13 protein-coding genes are annotated in these 14,273 nt (G+C 63.7%); 7 read left to right on the forward strand and 6 right to left on the reverse strand.

Annotated elements, in window-relative coordinates; translation table 11 throughout:
• Nucleotides 1-25 precede the first annotated feature (25 nt).
• Nucleotides 26-1,828 carry an NAD(P)-binding domain-containing protein gene (locus tag ACWHXP_RS20810; RefSeq protein ID WP_489635138.1) on the forward strand — a complete coding sequence of 601 codons (1,803 nt, stop codon included), beginning with the start codon at nucleotides 26-28 and terminating at the stop codon, nucleotides 1,826-1,828.
• 127 nt (nucleotides 1,829-1,955) lie between these two features.
• On the opposite strand, the gene ACWHXP_RS20815 is transcribed toward ACWHXP_RS20810, so the two are convergent.
• A complete protein-coding gene (locus tag ACWHXP_RS20815; RefSeq protein ID WP_039790274.1) occupies nucleotides 1,956-2,729 on the reverse strand; it encodes an amino acid ABC transporter ATP-binding protein in 774 nt (257 codons plus the stop codon).
• A gap of 10 nt (nucleotides 2,730-2,739) precedes the next feature.
• Entirely contained in the window at nucleotides 2,740-3,405 is a 666-nt protein-coding gene (locus tag ACWHXP_RS20820) for an amino acid ABC transporter permease (RefSeq protein WP_008333808.1), read from the reverse strand.
• A gap of 355 nt (nucleotides 3,406-3,760) precedes the next feature.
• Here ACWHXP_RS20820 and ACWHXP_RS20825 point away from each other — a divergent pair, with 355 nt between their 5' ends.
• Together ACWHXP_RS20825 and ACWHXP_RS20830 are read left to right on the forward strand one after the other, a co-directional pair.
• Entirely contained in the window at nucleotides 3,761-4,558 is a 798-nt protein-coding gene (locus ACWHXP_RS20825; RefSeq protein ID WP_489635137.1) for an SDR family NAD(P)-dependent oxidoreductase, read from the forward strand.
• 86 nt (nucleotides 4,559-4,644) lie between these two features.
• Nucleotides 4,645-5,910 (forward strand): D-amino acid dehydrogenase, encoded by a 1,266-nt coding sequence (locus ACWHXP_RS20830; protein ID WP_489635136.1) that lies wholly within the window; start codon nucleotides 4,645-4,647, stop codon nucleotides 5,908-5,910.
• Between the two features lie 29 nt (nucleotides 5,911-5,939).
• Here the strand turns inward: ACWHXP_RS20830 and ACWHXP_RS20835 are convergent, their stop codons facing one another.
• The gene (locus ACWHXP_RS20835) at nucleotides 5,940-6,383 is read right to left on the reverse strand and encodes a hypothetical protein (RefSeq protein ID WP_259433740.1); all 444 of its coding nucleotides are present in this window, start codon (nucleotides 6,381-6,383) and stop codon (nucleotides 5,940-5,942) included.
• Between the two features lie 250 nt (nucleotides 6,384-6,633).
• On the opposite strand from ACWHXP_RS20835, the gene ACWHXP_RS20840 reads away from it, so the two are divergent.
• Nucleotides 6,634-7,209 (forward strand): hypothetical protein, encoded by a 576-nt coding sequence (locus tag ACWHXP_RS20840; RefSeq protein WP_034338990.1) that lies wholly within the window; start codon nucleotides 6,634-6,636, stop codon nucleotides 7,207-7,209.
• A gap of 158 nt (nucleotides 7,210-7,367) precedes the next feature.
• On the opposite strand, the gene ACWHXP_RS20845 is transcribed toward ACWHXP_RS20840, so the two are convergent.
• The gene (locus ACWHXP_RS20845; RefSeq protein WP_039790266.1) at nucleotides 7,368-8,045 is read right to left on the reverse strand and encodes a flagellar basal body L-ring protein FlgH; all 678 of its coding nucleotides are present in this window, start codon (nucleotides 8,043-8,045) and stop codon (nucleotides 7,368-7,370) included.
• 473 nt (nucleotides 8,046-8,518) lie between these two features.
• On the opposite strand from ACWHXP_RS20845, the gene folE reads away from it, so the two are divergent.
• Both folE and ACWHXP_RS20855 read left to right on the forward strand, forming a co-directional pair.
• Nucleotides 8,519-9,262: a GTP cyclohydrolase I gene (folE, locus tag ACWHXP_RS20850; RefSeq protein ID WP_039790264.1), complete on the forward strand. Its 744-nt coding sequence runs from the start codon at nucleotides 8,519-8,521 to the stop codon at nucleotides 9,260-9,262.
• A 2-nt stretch (nucleotides 9,263-9,264) separates the two neighbouring features.
• Entirely contained in the window at nucleotides 9,265-9,690 is a 426-nt protein-coding gene (locus tag ACWHXP_RS20855; RefSeq protein ID WP_034338998.1) for a BLUF domain-containing protein, read from the forward strand.
• Between the two features lie 75 nt (nucleotides 9,691-9,765).
• Here ACWHXP_RS20855 and ACWHXP_RS20860 read toward each other — a convergent pair whose 3' ends face one another.
• Nucleotides 9,766-11,010, reverse strand: coding sequence for a cyclic di-GMP phosphodiesterase (locus ACWHXP_RS20860; RefSeq protein WP_489635135.1), 1,245 nt, complete (start codon nucleotides 11,008-11,010; stop codon nucleotides 9,766-9,768).
• A 327-nt stretch (nucleotides 11,011-11,337) separates the two neighbouring features.
• Entirely contained in the window at nucleotides 11,338-12,765 is a 1,428-nt protein-coding gene (locus tag ACWHXP_RS20865) for an MFS transporter (protein WP_121037510.1), read from the reverse strand.
• 219 nt (nucleotides 12,766-12,984) lie between these two features.
• Between ACWHXP_RS20865 and ACWHXP_RS20870 the strand changes: the two genes are divergently transcribed.
• A complete protein-coding gene (locus ACWHXP_RS20870; protein ID WP_039790261.1) occupies nucleotides 12,985-14,229 on the forward strand; it encodes a M20/M25/M40 family metallo-hydrolase in 1,245 nt (414 codons plus the stop codon).
• Nucleotides 14,230-14,273: the final 44 nt, after the last annotated feature.

Here is a 14,273-nt window from a genome sequence, read left to right on the forward strand (position 1 = left end):
ATTGTCGAGATAGAGGAGACTTGTCATGCCCGAAGAAACCCCCAGCCAGACCATCGCGCACCTGCTGGAAACCCTGCAGGCCGCCCTGCGCGAAGGCAATGCCGCCAAGGCCGCCGCCCTGTTCGGGGAGGACGGCTACTGGCGCGACCTGATTGCCTTCACCTGGAACATCAAGACCCTGGAAGGCCGCGACCAGATCTGCGCCATGCTGCAATCGCAGCTGCCGCAGCTGGGATCGATACAGCTGCGTCCCGATCCCGATGAGACGCCCTCGCAAGCCGATGGTGTAACCCAGGGCTGGATCCTGCTGGAGACCGCCGTCGCCCGCGGCAAGGGCTACCTGCGCCTGCGCGACGGCAAGATCTGGACCCTGCTGACCACCGCCGCCGAACTGAAGGGCCACGAAGAACCCAAGGGCGTGAACCGCCCGCGCGGGGCGGTGCATGGCGTGCATACGCAGCGCCGTACCTGGAAGGAAGAACGCGAAGCGGAGGCGCGCGAACTGGGCTACCAGCAGCAACCGTATTGCCTCATCATCGGCGGCGGGCAGGGGGGCATTGCGCTGGGTGCGCGGCTGCGCCAGCTGGGTGTGCCGACCATCATCATCGAACGCAACGAGCGCGCCGGTGACAGCTGGCGCAAGCGCTACAAGTCGCTGTGCCTGCATGATCCGGTGTGGTACGACCATCTGCCCTACATTCCCTTCCCCGAGAACTGGCCCGTCTTCGCGCCCAAGGACAAGATCGGTGACTGGCTGGAGATGTACGCCAAGGTGATGGAACTGAACTACTGGGGCTCCACCGTCTGCAAGTCCGCCAGCTTCGACGAGGCCACGCAGAAGTGGACCGTGGTGGTCGAGCGCGAAGGCAAGGAAGTCGTGCTGCAGCCGACCCAGCTGGTGCTGGCCACCGGCATGTCGGGCAAGCCCAATGTGCCGCAGTTTCCCGGAGCGGAAAACTTCCGGGGCGATCAGCATCACTCCTCGCGCCATCCCGGCCCCGATCCTTATCGCGGCAAGAAGGTGGTGGTGGTCGGCTCCAACAATTCGGCGCACGACATCTGCGCGGCGCTCTGGGAGAACGGCGTGGACGTGACCATGCTGCAGCGGTCCTCCACCCACATCGTCAAGTCCGATTCACTGATGGAACTGGCCCTCGGCGATCTCTATTCCGAACGCGCAGTGGCCAGCGGCCTCACCACCGCCAAGGCCGACCTGCTGTTTGCGTCGATCCCCTACAAGGTCTTGCCGTCGATGCAGAAGCAGGTGTTCGACAAGATCCGCGAACGCGATGCGGATTTCTATCGGCGTCTCGAAGAGGCCGGTTTCCTGCTCGATTTCGGCGATGACGATTCCGGCCTGTTCATGAAATACCTGCGGCGCGGCTCCGGCTACTACATCGACGTCGGTGCCTCCGAGCTGATCGCCGAAGGCAAGATCCGTCTCAAGAGCGGCGTCGACGTCAAGGAGATCCGCGCACACTCCATCCTGCTGTCCGATGGCAGCGAATTGCCGGCCGACGTGATCGTCTATGCCACCGGTTACGGTTCCATGAATGGCTGGGCCGCCGACCTGATCTCGCACGAGGTGGCCGACAAGGTCGGCAAGTGTTGGGGCCTGGGATCGGCCACCACCAAGGATCCGGGACCGTGGGAAGGCGAACAGCGCAACATGTGGAAGCCCACGCAGCAGCCAGCCCTGTGGTTCCATGGCGGCAACCTGCACCAGTCGCGCCATTACTCGCTGTATCTGGCGCTGCAGCTGAAGGCGCGCATGGAGGGTATTCCGACACCGGTGTATGGCTTGCAGGAGGTGCATCATCTCCGATAAGGCCCGCGCCTGAGACCGGCGACGGCAGATGAAAAAAATGGCGCACAGAGAAATCTGCGCGCCATTTTTTCGTCCGGCTGAAAAGCTGCTGTCAGCGCGGTTTCGATGCCATCTCCATCACTCCCGGTCAGGCATTGAAGCGGGCCAGGAAAGCCTGCGTTGCCGCCTCGCGCGGATTGTCGATCACCTGCGACGGCGGTCCGGCTTCCACCACCACGCCATCGCGCATGAACACCACCTGGTCCGCCACTTCACGGGCGAAGGCGATCTCGTGCGTGACCAGGATCATGGTCATGCCATCGGCGGCCAGGCCACGGATCACGTTGAGTACTTCACCGACCAGTTCCGGGTCCAGCGCCGAGGTCGCTTCATCGAACAGCATCACGTCCGGCTGCATGGCCAGCGCGCGGGCGATGGCGATGCGCTGCTTCTGGCCACCGGAGAGCTTTTGCGGATACATGTCGGCACGGTCCGACAGGCCCACCTTCTGCAACAGCGCCATGGCCTTGGCGCGCGCTTCGGCCTTGGGCGTGCGCAGCACGGTGACCATGCCTTCCATCACGTTTTCCACCGCCGTCATGTGCGGGAACAGGTTGAAGTGCTGGAACACCATGCCAGTGCGCGCCCGGAAGGCGGCCAGCTCGCGGTCCTTGGGCAGGCGCGACTTGCGGCCATTGAATTCGAAGTGGCGCTCGCCGATGCGTACCGTGCCCAGGTCCGGCACGGTCAGCAGGTTCAGGCAGCGCAGCAGCGTCGACTTGCCCGAGCCCGAGGGGCCGATCATGGCCACCACGCTGCCACGGGGCACGGCGATGGAAATGTCCTTGAGCACCACGTGCTCGCCAAAGGCCTTCTTGAGATTGCTGATCTGGATCATCGCGTCCGAGTGTTGGTTGTTCATCGTCTTCTCCTCAACCATGCTGGACCGACAGGCGGTTTTCCAGGCGCTTGGCCCAGATGGTGGCCGGCAGCAGGATCACGAAGTAGATGATCGCCACCAGGGTGTAGATTTCCAGCGGACGATAGGTTTCGTGGGCGATGATCTGGCCCTGGTACAGCAGGTCGGGCACGGCCAGCACCGACAGCAGCGAGGTGTTCTTGAGCTGCATGATGGACTGGTTCACCAGCGGTGGCGTCATGCGTTTGAAGGCCTGCGGCAGGATCACGCGCTTCATCAGCTGGAAACGCGTCATGCCCAGTGCCCAGCCCGCTTCGGACTGGCCGACATCGATGGAGACGATGCCGCCGCGAATGATCTCGGAATAGAACGCACCGCCATACAGCGCCAGCGACAGCATGGCCGCCGTGCCCGCCGACATCTCGATGCCCAGCAGCACCGGCAGCGCATAGTAGAACCACACCAGCTGCACCAGTACCGGCGTGCAGCGGAACACTTCGACGAAGGCGCGCAGCGGGCCGGAAATGAAGGGGTTCGACGACAGCCGGCCCAGCCCCACCACCAGACCGACCAGCAGGCCGAGCGCGATACAGGCCACGGTGTAGGAGAGGGTATAGACGAAGCCGATTCCGATGATGCTCCTGAATTGCCAGAGCGAGCCGAAGTCCCATTGATACATCTGCGATTTTCCTTGGTTGCCAATTGCATGAGCCCGGGGAGGGCAGGGTGTGCAGCGCAGGCACGAACCATGCCCTATCCCTCCGGGGCAGTTGTGCGCCGGGTACCGGGAGGAGGGAGGACGTGGGAAGAACTGCCCGCGCATGGATTGCAGGCGACCGCAACCGACGCTGCGGCGTGCCGCGAACCCGGCCATTGTAAAGGAGAACGCCTGGAGCACGAACTGAACAAAACGTCTCATCATGCGCCGGGAACCCCCGTAGATGCGGGCTTTGGCTAAAATGACGGGATTGCGCAAGTGAAGTGTTATGCCAAATTCCCGGTCAGCGGGAACGTGCTGTTTCACCTTTTGGATCATGAACCCGTCCCCTTTTTCTTCCATTCCTGCTGCCAGTTCTCCCCTTTCTGTGCGTGTCATCCTCATCACCGGTGCCGCGCGCGGCATCGGCGCGGCGGTGGCCACCACCGTGGCGGCACCCGATGTCGCCCTGGTCCTGCATGCCCGCAGCGAATCGCCGGAGTTGCAGGCGGTGGCGCAGCAATGCCGCGCGCAGGGCGCGCAGTGCACGCTGGCGCTGGGCGACCTGGCCGATCCGCATACCGCAGCGCAGTTGCGTGACGCTGCGCTGACGCAATACGGAAGGCTCGATGCACTGGTGGCCAATGCCGGCTTTGCCGATCGCAAGCGCATTGGCGAACTCGATGAGGCGGACTGGTCGCGTTCGCTCGATGCGCTCCTGGGTGGCTTTTTCCGCTTGATCACGGCTTGCCGCGAGCCGCTGCAGGCCAGCGGTCAGGGCCGTGTGGTGGCGGTGAGCTCCTTCGTGGCCCACGTGTTCCGCCTGGGGGAATCGGGCTTCCCGGCATCGGCGGCGGCCAAGGCGGGCATCGAGGCCCTGGTGAAATCGCTGGCGGTGCAGGTGGCCGCGGCCGGGGTGACGGTCAACGCGGTGGCGCCCGGCTACGTTCAGAAAAGCGACCCGGCCAAGTCGGCCATCGACCCGGCCGCCTGGCAGGCGGCGCTGGCGCGTATCCCGCTGCAGCGCCTGGGACAGCCGCAGGAGATCGCCAATGTGATCGCTTTCCTCCTCAGTCCGGCGGCTTCCTACGTCACCGGACAGGTGTGGCACGTGGATGGCGGACTCACCCTGTAATGCAAAAATGGTTTAAATCGTTTAAATCATTTATATCATTAGCTCCATTAACATCATTTACATTTTTCGGAAGTTGAACTGAGACCATGCGCATCATCGTGCTGGGCGCCGGCATCGTCGGCGTCACCACTGCTTATTTCCTCCGCGAGCGCGGCCATGAAGTGGTCGTGGTGGAACGCCGCGCCGAGGTGGCGGCCGAGACCAGCGTCGGCAATGCCGGCCATGTCTGCCCCTCGTATGCCACGCCGTGGGCGGCTCCCGGCATGCCGGCCAAGTCGCTGAAGTGGTCGGTGCAGAGCTGGCTGGGGATCGAGGCGGCCTTGCGTTTCACGCCGCGCCTGGATGCGCATCAGTGGAAGTGGCTCAAGACCTTCCTGGCGCAATGCACGCCCGAGCGCTATGCCGTCAACAAGGCCCGCATGGGGCGCCTGGCACGCTACAGCCACGGCCAGTTGAAACAGATCCGCGAGCGTCTCGATATCCGCTACGAACAGACCACCGGCGGCAACCTGCAATTGTTCCGCACCCAGGAAGGGCTGGACAATGCCGGGCTGTCGACCAAGGTATTGGCGGAAGCCGGCGTGCCTTTCGAGCTGCTGGATGCCGATGGCTGCGTGGCCTTCGATCCGGGCTTGCATGCGGCCCGTCATGAATTGAAGGGCGGTTTGCTGTTGCCGATGGATGAAACCGGCAATTGCCCGCTGTTTGCGCGCGCGTTGGCCGGCTGGCTGCAGGCGCATGGGGTGGAGTTTCACTTGTCCACAGAGGTGCAGGCCATCGAGGTGGCCGGTGGCCAGGTCAGCGGCCTGCGCACGCCCACTGGTACCTTGCGCGCCGATGCCTACGTGGTCGCCTGCGCCAGTGCGTCAGTACCGATGCTGAAACCCCTGGGGCTGGACCTGCCGATCTATCCGGTCAAGGGCTATGCCATCACGGTGCCGGTGGCCGATCCCAAGAGCGCGCCGCACAGCGGTGTCATGGACGAGTACTACAAGGTCGCCATCACCCGCATGGGCAATCACATCCGCGCGGCAGGCACGGCCGAGATCGGCAGCTGGGATACGCGGGTGACCCCTCGCGATTGCGCCACCGCGCTGAAGTCGCTGAAGAATCTTTATCCACAGGGCGTCGATCTGGCCAAGGTCGAGTACTGGGCCGGACTGCGCCCCATGACACCGGACGGCGCACCGCTCATCGGTGCCACCCGCTATGCCAACCTGTGGCTCAACGCCGGCCATGGCTCCAATGGCTGGACCACGGCCTGCGGGTCCTCGGCCATCATCGCCGACAAGATCTCGGGCGTGGCCAGCGCCATCGAGAGCGCCGACCTGGAGCCGCAGCGCACGTTCTGAGCGGAGCGCTGCCGATCGCTGATCAATGATCAGCGATCAAACAGCGCATCCACATTGTCGCCATTGCTGAAGCTGCTCACGGCCCAGCCGCCAGGCGTCTTGTAGAAGATGAACATCCACGGGATGGCCTGGCGTTCGGTTTTTTCGATGTAGGTGAGCTTGATCAGCGATTCGCCCACCTTCTCGGAACGGATGAATTCGTAGCCGACCGAATTGCCGACCAGGGCTTCGATGGCCGCGCGCGCGCTGCGTGCACTGGTGCGTGCGCCCTCGAAGGCGCGGATGTCCACCAGCGCATAGGGCGAAAGCAGGCCATAGGCATCATCGGTGCGGCCGGCACCAGCCTGGGCCATGACCTTGTCGGCCAGGGCGCGCACTTCGGTGTCGGATTTGAGGGTATCGGCCTGGGCGGCCTGCAGCAGGCCGGTGAAGGCGAGGGAGGCCAGCAGGGAACGAATGATGAGCGAGGGCATGGAAGTCTCCTTGTAAGGCAGCACATGAAATGGCACAGGCGGCTATTGTGCCAGTACTGTGCAGGTCCCCGCCAAGCCTTGTATTTGCGTGACGTACGTGGCTGTTAAGCCTGCACAGGGTCAGCGTAAATCAAGGTAAAACGGTCCTGAGGCTGCAATATGCGCCGCTATGATGGGCAGCCTGTAATCCCGGCCACCTGCGCCATGCAGGGATCGTGAAAGCCAAGGGATTGCGCTCGGGGAGAGCATCATGCGCACCATCATCATTGCCACCTTGCTGGCTTCATCGCTGTCGGGCTGCATCGTCACGTCCGGCAATGCCCTGGTCGACGCCGTGGGCCTGGTCGGTTCCACCGCCTCCAGCGTGCGCGCGATGACGCCCAACTCGGTACAGAATCCCATCGTCTACAGCAAGGACCCGATCCACGAAGTCTGCATCGAGTGGAATGGCTCGGTGGCGCTGAGCGACTTCGTGCCCGGCCTGCAGGGCGAGCTGCAGAAACACGGCGTACAGAGCCGGGTCTACGATGCCGGTACCCAGTCGCTGGCCTGCCCGGTGACGCTGAGCTATGTGGGCTACGTCAAATGGGACACCAAGGTCTTCACCGATGCCTATACCCCCTATCTCACCTATGCCGCACTGACCCTGCGCCGCGAAGGCCGCGTGCTGGGCACGGCGCAGTACCGGCTCGGTTCCTTCGGCCAGGACAAGTGGGCCAGCGCGGGTGACAAGCTGGCACCGCTGATCGATGCGCTGTTCCCGGGCAATCCGCAGGTGGCGGACAATTCGCCGGACAACATGCGCAGCGCGGCCAACGGATTCTGAAGGCGGATTCGGAAGAAGAAATACGGCGCACTCGGCGCGCTCGGCGGTCACGCTGTTGCGCCTCCAATGAAAAACGGCAAGCTGCGCGCTTGCCGTTGTCGTTTGCAGACCGGGTGATCTCGCGCCTGCAGCGCGTACCCGATCACACCATCACGCGATCACCAGATGGTCAGCAGGCGGCGGAAGAAGTTGCCATCGGTGCTGGCATCCGCAATGGAGCCACCGCCGACCTGTTCCAGCCGCGCATCGGCCACGTTGGAGGAGGCCACGATGCCGCCGCGGATGTCACGGGTGCGCACCACCCCCGAGAAGCGCAGCGTGTTGGTGTTGCCGTTGACGCCGATGCGCTTTTCACCGGCCACCACCAGGTTGCGGTTGGGCAGCACTTCGACGATGGAGACCATCAGCGTGCCGGTCATGGTGTTGGTATTGCTGCTGTCGCCGGAGCCCTTGAATGTATTGCTGCCGTTGGCCGAATAATTGGCGTCGTACAGTTGCGTGAACAGTCCGCCCAGCGGCGCGCCCGAACCCGGGCCCTTTTGCGTGAGCGTGGTGTCGCGGCTGTTGGTGGTGGCCGCCTTGTTGCTGCTGCTGATGGATTCCGAGATGTCGATCTTGATGATGTCGCCCACGTTGTAGGTGGTCGGCTCTTCGAACAGCTGCGCGCTGGAGACGCGGAAGATGGCACCATTGTTTTCCACGTTGGCCACCTGATAGGCCGGCCGCACGCTGGTGGGCCCGGTCACCATGGGCGCCGGGCTGTTGCAGGCCGACAGCGAGACCGATAGCGAAACGGCCAGTGCGCAGGCACCGGCAAGGCGATACTGGAATGTCATGGTACTCCCCCGATGGCGGCCAGGCTGGATGCCCGGCACGAGCCACCGCCCGCTGTTGCCTGCTTCTGACCTGCTGCTTGCCTGAGGCGGGCAGCCACCTCGCAGGAAGCATGAACGCGCGGGCGGCGCGTGCAGGGATGATGGTGGCTGCAGGCGTAAGCAGCGGTTAGGCCCGTGTAAAGTGCGGCAAACAATCATCAATGGCGGTTAAGTCGTGCGCTGGGCAGCATTAAGCGCAGATGAATGCTCCTGCGAACGAGCATTAAACACGGGGCACGGAGGTCATACGGATGAATCCGGCGGCCCCCTTTTTCGCCGCAGGCGCTGCCGTGGACGGCACGCCACAGCCGCGCTGCTGTGATCGCTTTGACTCGGGCTTGACGCTGGTTTGCCCTCAATGCGTCTGCGTTTTTCCGTGCATAATGACGCCACCCCCAACTCAGCGGTCCCGCCTGGCGTGATCGCACTCCATCATGGCAACAGACAAGAACCAGGCCGCCACCAGCGCCGAGATTGCAGCGCCCAGCGTGCACGAGCAGCTGGTATCGGCCCGCATCCGCCAGCGCATCAAGGCGGCCGGCGTGCGTTTCCACGCCAACGACAATATCGCCGCCTTCATCCGGGAAGGCGAACTGGAGCAATTGCAGGCCGAGGTGCAGTCCAAGCTGGCCGCGGTGCTGGAGAGCCTGGTGATCGATGTCGAGAGCGACCACAACACCCAGGACACCGCCAAGCGCGTGGCCAAGATGTACCTGAACGAAGTTTTCAAGGGCCGCTACCAGGCGGCGCCTCCGGTGACCGAGTTCCCCAACATCGAGCGCCTGAACGAACTGATGATCGTCGGCCCGATCACGGTGCGCAGTGCCTGCTCGCACCACCTGTGCCCGATCATGGGCAAGGTGTGGGTGGGCGTGATGCCCAATGAACATTCCAACCTGATCGGCCTGTCCAAGTACGCGCGCCTGCTGGAATGGATCATGAGCCGCCCGCAGATCCAGGAAGAAGCGGTCTCCCAGGCCGCCGACCTGCTGATGCAGAAGCTGCAGCCCGATGGCCTGGCCATCGTCATGGAAGCCGATCACTTCTGCATGCACTGGCGCGGCGTCAAGGATGTTGAGTCGAAGATGATCAACAGCGTCATGCGCGGCTCCTTCCTGCGTGATGCCAACCTGCGCCGCGAATTCCTGGCGCTGATTTCCCAACGTCAACGAGGTTAATCATGCTGGTTCGTCTGATCTACGCAAGCCGCTCGCGCGAGACCATCACCCACGAGACCATCGAGGGCATCCTGGCTGCCTCGCGCCAGCGCAATCCGCAGCAGGGCATCACCGGCGTGCTGTGCTACAGCGACACGACCTTCGTGCAGGTGCTCGAAGGCGGGCGCGATCAGGTCAATCGCCTGTATGGCCGCCTGCTGCGTGATGACCGTCATCAGGACGTGATCCTGCTGGCTTATGAATCGATCGACGAGCGCCAGTACTCCTCCTGGACCATGGGCAAGATCCGCCTGGACAAGATCAACCGCTCGCTGTTGCTGAAGTATTCGGTCACGGGCGAACTCAATCCCTACGATGTTTCCAGCTGTTCCACCGTGGCGCTGCTCAATGAGCTGGCCTCGACGGCGGCCTTCGCCCAGCGCGATTGATGGCGCAGGTTCGCGCGGATGTGAGAACGGCACCTTGCGGTGCCGTTTTTTCTTGGCTGCGTGATTTTCGTAGGCCTAATCCAGGTCGATGCTGGGCAGGCTGCGGATGCCCCACTTGGCCGGATCGGCGTAGGCCACGATCTTGTCGCCCCCACGGGCCAGGTCGATGATCTCCGGCTTGAGCGGCATGCGGCTGGTGGTCGAGTAGAACAGTTTGATGCGCGGGGTGAGCAGGTGCTCCGGCCGCTGGTCCACCACGATGCCCAGCCGGCCCGATTGCAGGATCACGCAGGAGCCGGTCGGGTAGATGCCGATGGCCTTGACGAAGGCTTCCATCGTGATCGGATCGAAATGCCCGGCGCTGGCGGCCATGTGGCGGATCGAGCGGGCCGGGTCCCAGCCGGCCTTGTAGGGACGGTTGGAGGTGATGGCATCGTAGACGTCGCACACCGCGCCCATCTTGGCCATGATGGAAATGCTGTCGGCCTTGAGATTGAACGGATAGCCGCTGCCGTCGATCTTCTCGTGATGATGCAGCGAGACATCCAGCGCGGCTTCGCCAATTCCTTCGATCTGTTTGAGGATGCTGTGGCCCTGTACGGTGTGCGAGCGCACCGAGGCGAATTCTTCTTCGGTCAGCTTGGCGGGTTTGTTGAGGATATCCAGCGGCACGGCCATCTTGCCCACATCGTGCAGCAGGCCGGCCATCCCGGCTTGCTTGATCTGTTCCTGCGTCATGCCGAGCTGGTCGGCCAGCGAGATCATCATCGCGCAGACCGCCACTGAATGCATGTAGGTGTAATCATCGGTGGTCTTCAGCCGCGCCAGGCTGATCAGCGCATCGGCATTGCGCGAGACCGAGGAGGTGATCTCGGTCACCAGTTCGGCGGCATCCTTGACGTCGACCGTCTTGCCCATGCGCGCTTCGGAAAACATGTTGAGCACGGTGGACTTGGAGGAGGAGATGATGCGCGCCGCGCGTTCACGTTCTACCGCCGTCTCGGTGCGGGTGGCCGGTTTGCGCACGGCCACCGTGGCGCTGGCACCCTGGTGGGCGATGGCAATCTCGGCGGGGGGCGCGGCGTCATCCTGCTCCGCCTCGCCGGTCTCGTCGTCGATATCGTGTTCGGGGGCGATGTCGCGGCCCTTGGCCGTGTCGATGGTCACTTCGTCGACCGGGCACTCGCGCAGGGTTTGCAGGTCTTCCAGCGTTTCGATCTTGAAGGATTTGCGCCAGAAAGGATGATTGATCCATCCGCCGGGGATGGAATGAACGTACATGCCCAACCGTAATTGAGCCAAGGCGATGGATTTCAACATATCGAATTCAGGTCTGTGCCTGTCGCTGGTTCCCGTACTGAAAGCGGTTCGATTTCCCTGATGAAATGGACGCCTGTTGTCTGAAGGAATGAAGCTCGGCGATGTTCTGTGAACATCATTCCACTGACGGGCTATCGTAACAGAATGGCATCAGTTTTACGCGGCTTGTCGTCATCTTGCCGACGAATTTTACCTGCGTCCGCACGGAAGTTTATGTGCGGAAAATGTTTGATCTGAAGATCGTTGAAAAATTGATGTAATACCGAGACAGGCAGCCACCGCCTGAGAATCCGGCCGACGGTGGCTGTGAGGAATGGTGAGAAAAACTTATTTTTTCAGTGGCGGCGCATAAGGGTTGCTGGTGAGCAAACGCAGGAAGCTGGCAATGCAGGCCACCCCCGCAAAGGCGGCGCCGAAGCCGAGGGCAAAGCGCGAGCCCTGGGTCTCCGACAGGTTGAAGCACAGCGCCACCAGCGCGGCCCCGACACTCTGGCCGAGCAGCCGTGCCGTCGCCACGATGCCGGAGGCACCACCGCTGCGATGCGGCGGGGCGCTGGTCATCAGTGCCTTGAGATTGGGCGACTGGAAGAAGCCGAAGCCCATGCCACAGAGCAGCATGCGCCAGCTGATTTCCCATACGGTGGGCGCAGCCGGCATGAAGGTCATCGATAGCAGCCCTGCACACAGGAGCGCCAGCCCGACGCCGCCGAGGATGCCGACCGGATAGCGATCCGACAGCCGTCCGGCGATCGGTGCCATGATCGCCACGGCCACCGGCCAGGGTGTCATCAGGAGACCGATCTCGACCTGGCTGCGGCCCAGGTCATGGTGGAAGAAGAAGGGCAGCGAGACGAAGGCGAGGCCCTGTGCCGCGAAGGAACACACGGCGGTGATCGCCGAGAGCGTGAACATGGGATGGCGGAACAGGTCCACCGGCAGCATCGGTGCCGGATGCGACAGTTCGCGCTTGAGCAGGAACAGGCCGCAGACGATGGCGGCGCCCAGTTCCAGTCCGACCACGCTGGCCTCTGCCTGGTGCGCGCCTTCACCGATGGCCAGGATCAGCAGGCCGAAGGCAGCCGCATTGAGCACGGCGCTGCGCAGGTCGAAGGCGTGTGTCGACAGCGCGGTATGCGGCAGCGAGGGCAGGGCCAGGATGACGGCCGCCACGCCCAGCGGCACGTTGACCGCAAACAGCCACGGCCAGGGTGCGATGGCGAGGATGCCGGAGGCGACCGATGGTCCTACCGTGAAGGCGATGGCCACGATCAGGGTATTGAGCCCGACGCCACGGCCCAGTGAGCGGGTCGGATAGATGAATCGGATCAGCGCGGTGTTCACGCTCATGATGCCGGCCCCGCCCAGTCCCTGCAGGAAGCGCGCCATCACCAGCGTGGGCAGCGACCAGGCCACCGCGCACAGCAGCGAGGCCGCGGTAAAGAGCACCAGTCCCCAGATATAGATGCGGCGGTAACCGACGATTTCCCCCAGCGCCGCCAGCGGCAGCAGCGCCACCATCATCGCCAGCTGATAGGCGGTGACGATCCAGACCGAGGCTGCCGGTGTGGTGTTGAGGTCCAATGCCATGGCGGGCAGGGCCGTGTTGGCGATGGCGGTGTCGAGCGTGGCCAGGCCGACCGCGATGCCCAGCGCCAGGATGGCGCGCCCGCGCTGCTCGGGCGGCAGGCCCTCGCCAGCGATGACGATGTGATGGGCAGGATCGGACGTGCCGGAAGTGGAAGGCTGCGAGGACATGGTGTGGTTGGGTGTTGGCGGTGCAAGCGTGCTGGTGCTGCCGCTTGTTGTCGTGGTTGTCTTGGAGGTCCTGGAATGCGCGCCACCCCGCAAGGCAGCGCCGGTCAATGATAGCGGGGAACGCCCGGATGCGCAGGCGGCGGCCACACGCGGGGCGGCTGCGCTATGATGGCGGTTTGCGCCAGCGCGGCTGGTGCCTTTGATCACGGAGTGGCAAGCATGTCCAAACAGCAGTTGTCGGAGCGCCTGTGCGCATGGATCGATCAGCATTTCGAGGAAGAGGTCGGGGTCCTGCAGCAGTTGATCCGCATCCCCACCGATACCCCGCCCGGCAACAACGCCCCGCACGCCGATGCGGTGGCCGAGCTGGTGCAGTCCTGGGGCTGGCAGGCCGAGAAGCACGCGGTACCGGCCGACCAGGTGCGCGACTATGGCATGCAGAGCATCACCAACCTGATCGTGCGCCGTCCCTATGGCGACGGTGGACCGACCCTGGCGCTCAACGCCCACGGCGACGTGGTGCCGCCGGGCGAAGGCTGGACCCATGACCCGTATGGGGGCGAAGTGGCGGATGGCCGCATCTATGGCCGTGCGGCAGCGGTTTCCAAGAGCGACTTCGCCAGTTATATCTTCGCCACGCGCGCGCTGGAGTCCTTGGGGGCAGCGCTGCGCGGCGCAGTGGAACTGCACTTCACGTATGACGAGGAATTCGGCGGCGTGCTCGGCCCGGGCTGGCTGCTGGAACAGAAACTGACCCGTCCGGATTACGTGCTGGCGGCCGGCTTCAGCTACAACGTGGTGACTGCCCACAATGCCTGCCTGCAGTTCGAGGTGACCGTGCATGGCCGCGCCACGCACGGCTCCATGCCCGAGACCGGCCATGATGCCCTGCAGGCGGCCAATGCCATTCTCAATGCGATCTATGGCGCGCTGCCGGGGTTGAAGGACATCCGCTCCTCCATCCCGGGCATCAGCCATCCGACCATGATCGTCGGCCGCATCGATGGCGGTACCAATACCAATGTGGTGCCGGGCAAGGTGGTGCTGAAGATGGACCGCCGCATGATTCCCGAGGAAGATCCGGCGCAGGTCGAAGCTGGCGTGCGCAAGCTGATCGAAGACGCAGTGGCCGGCCTGCCGGGCATCCGCGTGGAAATCCGCCGCCTGCTGCTGGCGCGTGCGCTGCGCCCGCTGCCGGGTCACGAGAAGCTGGTGGACAGCCTGCTGCGCAATGCCGAACAGGTCATGGGCGAGACCCTGACCACCAATGGTTCGGCGCTCTATACCGATGCCCGCCTGTATGGTGAAGCAGGCATTCCGGTGGTGCTGTTCGGGGCCGGTCCGCGCACGCTCATGGAATCCAATGCCAAGCAGGCCGATGAGAACCTGGCGCTGGATGACCTGAAGAAGGCCACCAAGGTGGTCGCCCTGATGCTGCTGGATTTCCTCGGTCCGCAAGACTGAGGCCGACGCCGTTCCGGGCGCGCCTGCGGTCCTCCGTGGCAGGT

Source organism: Herbaspirillum sp. Her2, from assembly GCF_057961375.1.

Excerpts from the sequence above, each read along its gene's own strand:
- ACWHXP_RS20810 (WP_489635138.1), top strand. The coding sequence starts at position 26 with ATGCCCGAAGAAACCCCCAGCCAGACCATCGCGCACCTGCTGGAAACC.
- ACWHXP_RS20815 (WP_039790274.1), bottom strand. The coding sequence starts at position 2,729 with ATGAACAACCAACACTCGGACGCGATGATCCAGATCAGCAATCTCAAG.
- ACWHXP_RS20820 (WP_008333808.1), bottom strand. The coding sequence starts at position 3,405 with ATGTATCAATGGGACTTCGGCTCGCTCTGGCAATTCAGGAGCATCATC.
- ACWHXP_RS20825 (WP_489635137.1), top strand. The coding sequence starts at position 3,761 with ATGAACCCGTCCCCTTTTTCTTCCATTCCTGCTGCCAGTTCTCCCCTT.
- ACWHXP_RS20830 (WP_489635136.1), top strand. The coding sequence starts at position 4,645 with ATGCGCATCATCGTGCTGGGCGCCGGCATCGTCGGCGTCACCACTGCT.
- ACWHXP_RS20835 (WP_259433740.1), bottom strand. The coding sequence starts at position 6,383 with ATGCCCTCGCTCATCATTCGTTCCCTGCTGGCCTCCCTCGCCTTCACC.
- ACWHXP_RS20840 (WP_034338990.1), top strand. The coding sequence starts at position 6,634 with ATGCGCACCATCATCATTGCCACCTTGCTGGCTTCATCGCTGTCGGGC.
- ACWHXP_RS20845 (WP_039790266.1), bottom strand. The coding sequence starts at position 8,045 with ATGACATTCCAGTATCGCCTTGCCGGTGCCTGCGCACTGGCCGTTTCG.
- folE (WP_039790264.1), top strand. The coding sequence starts at position 8,519 with ATGGCAACAGACAAGAACCAGGCCGCCACCAGCGCCGAGATTGCAGCG.
- ACWHXP_RS20855 (WP_034338998.1), top strand. The coding sequence starts at position 9,265 with ATGCTGGTTCGTCTGATCTACGCAAGCCGCTCGCGCGAGACCATCACC.
- ACWHXP_RS20860 (WP_489635135.1), bottom strand. The coding sequence starts at position 11,010 with ATGTTGAAATCCATCGCCTTGGCTCAATTACGGTTGGGCATGTACGTT.
- ACWHXP_RS20865 (WP_121037510.1), bottom strand. The coding sequence starts at position 12,765 with ATGTCCTCGCAGCCTTCCACTTCCGGCACGTCCGATCCTGCCCATCAC.
- ACWHXP_RS20870 (WP_039790261.1), top strand. The coding sequence starts at position 12,985 with ATGTCCAAACAGCAGTTGTCGGAGCGCCTGTGCGCATGGATCGATCAG.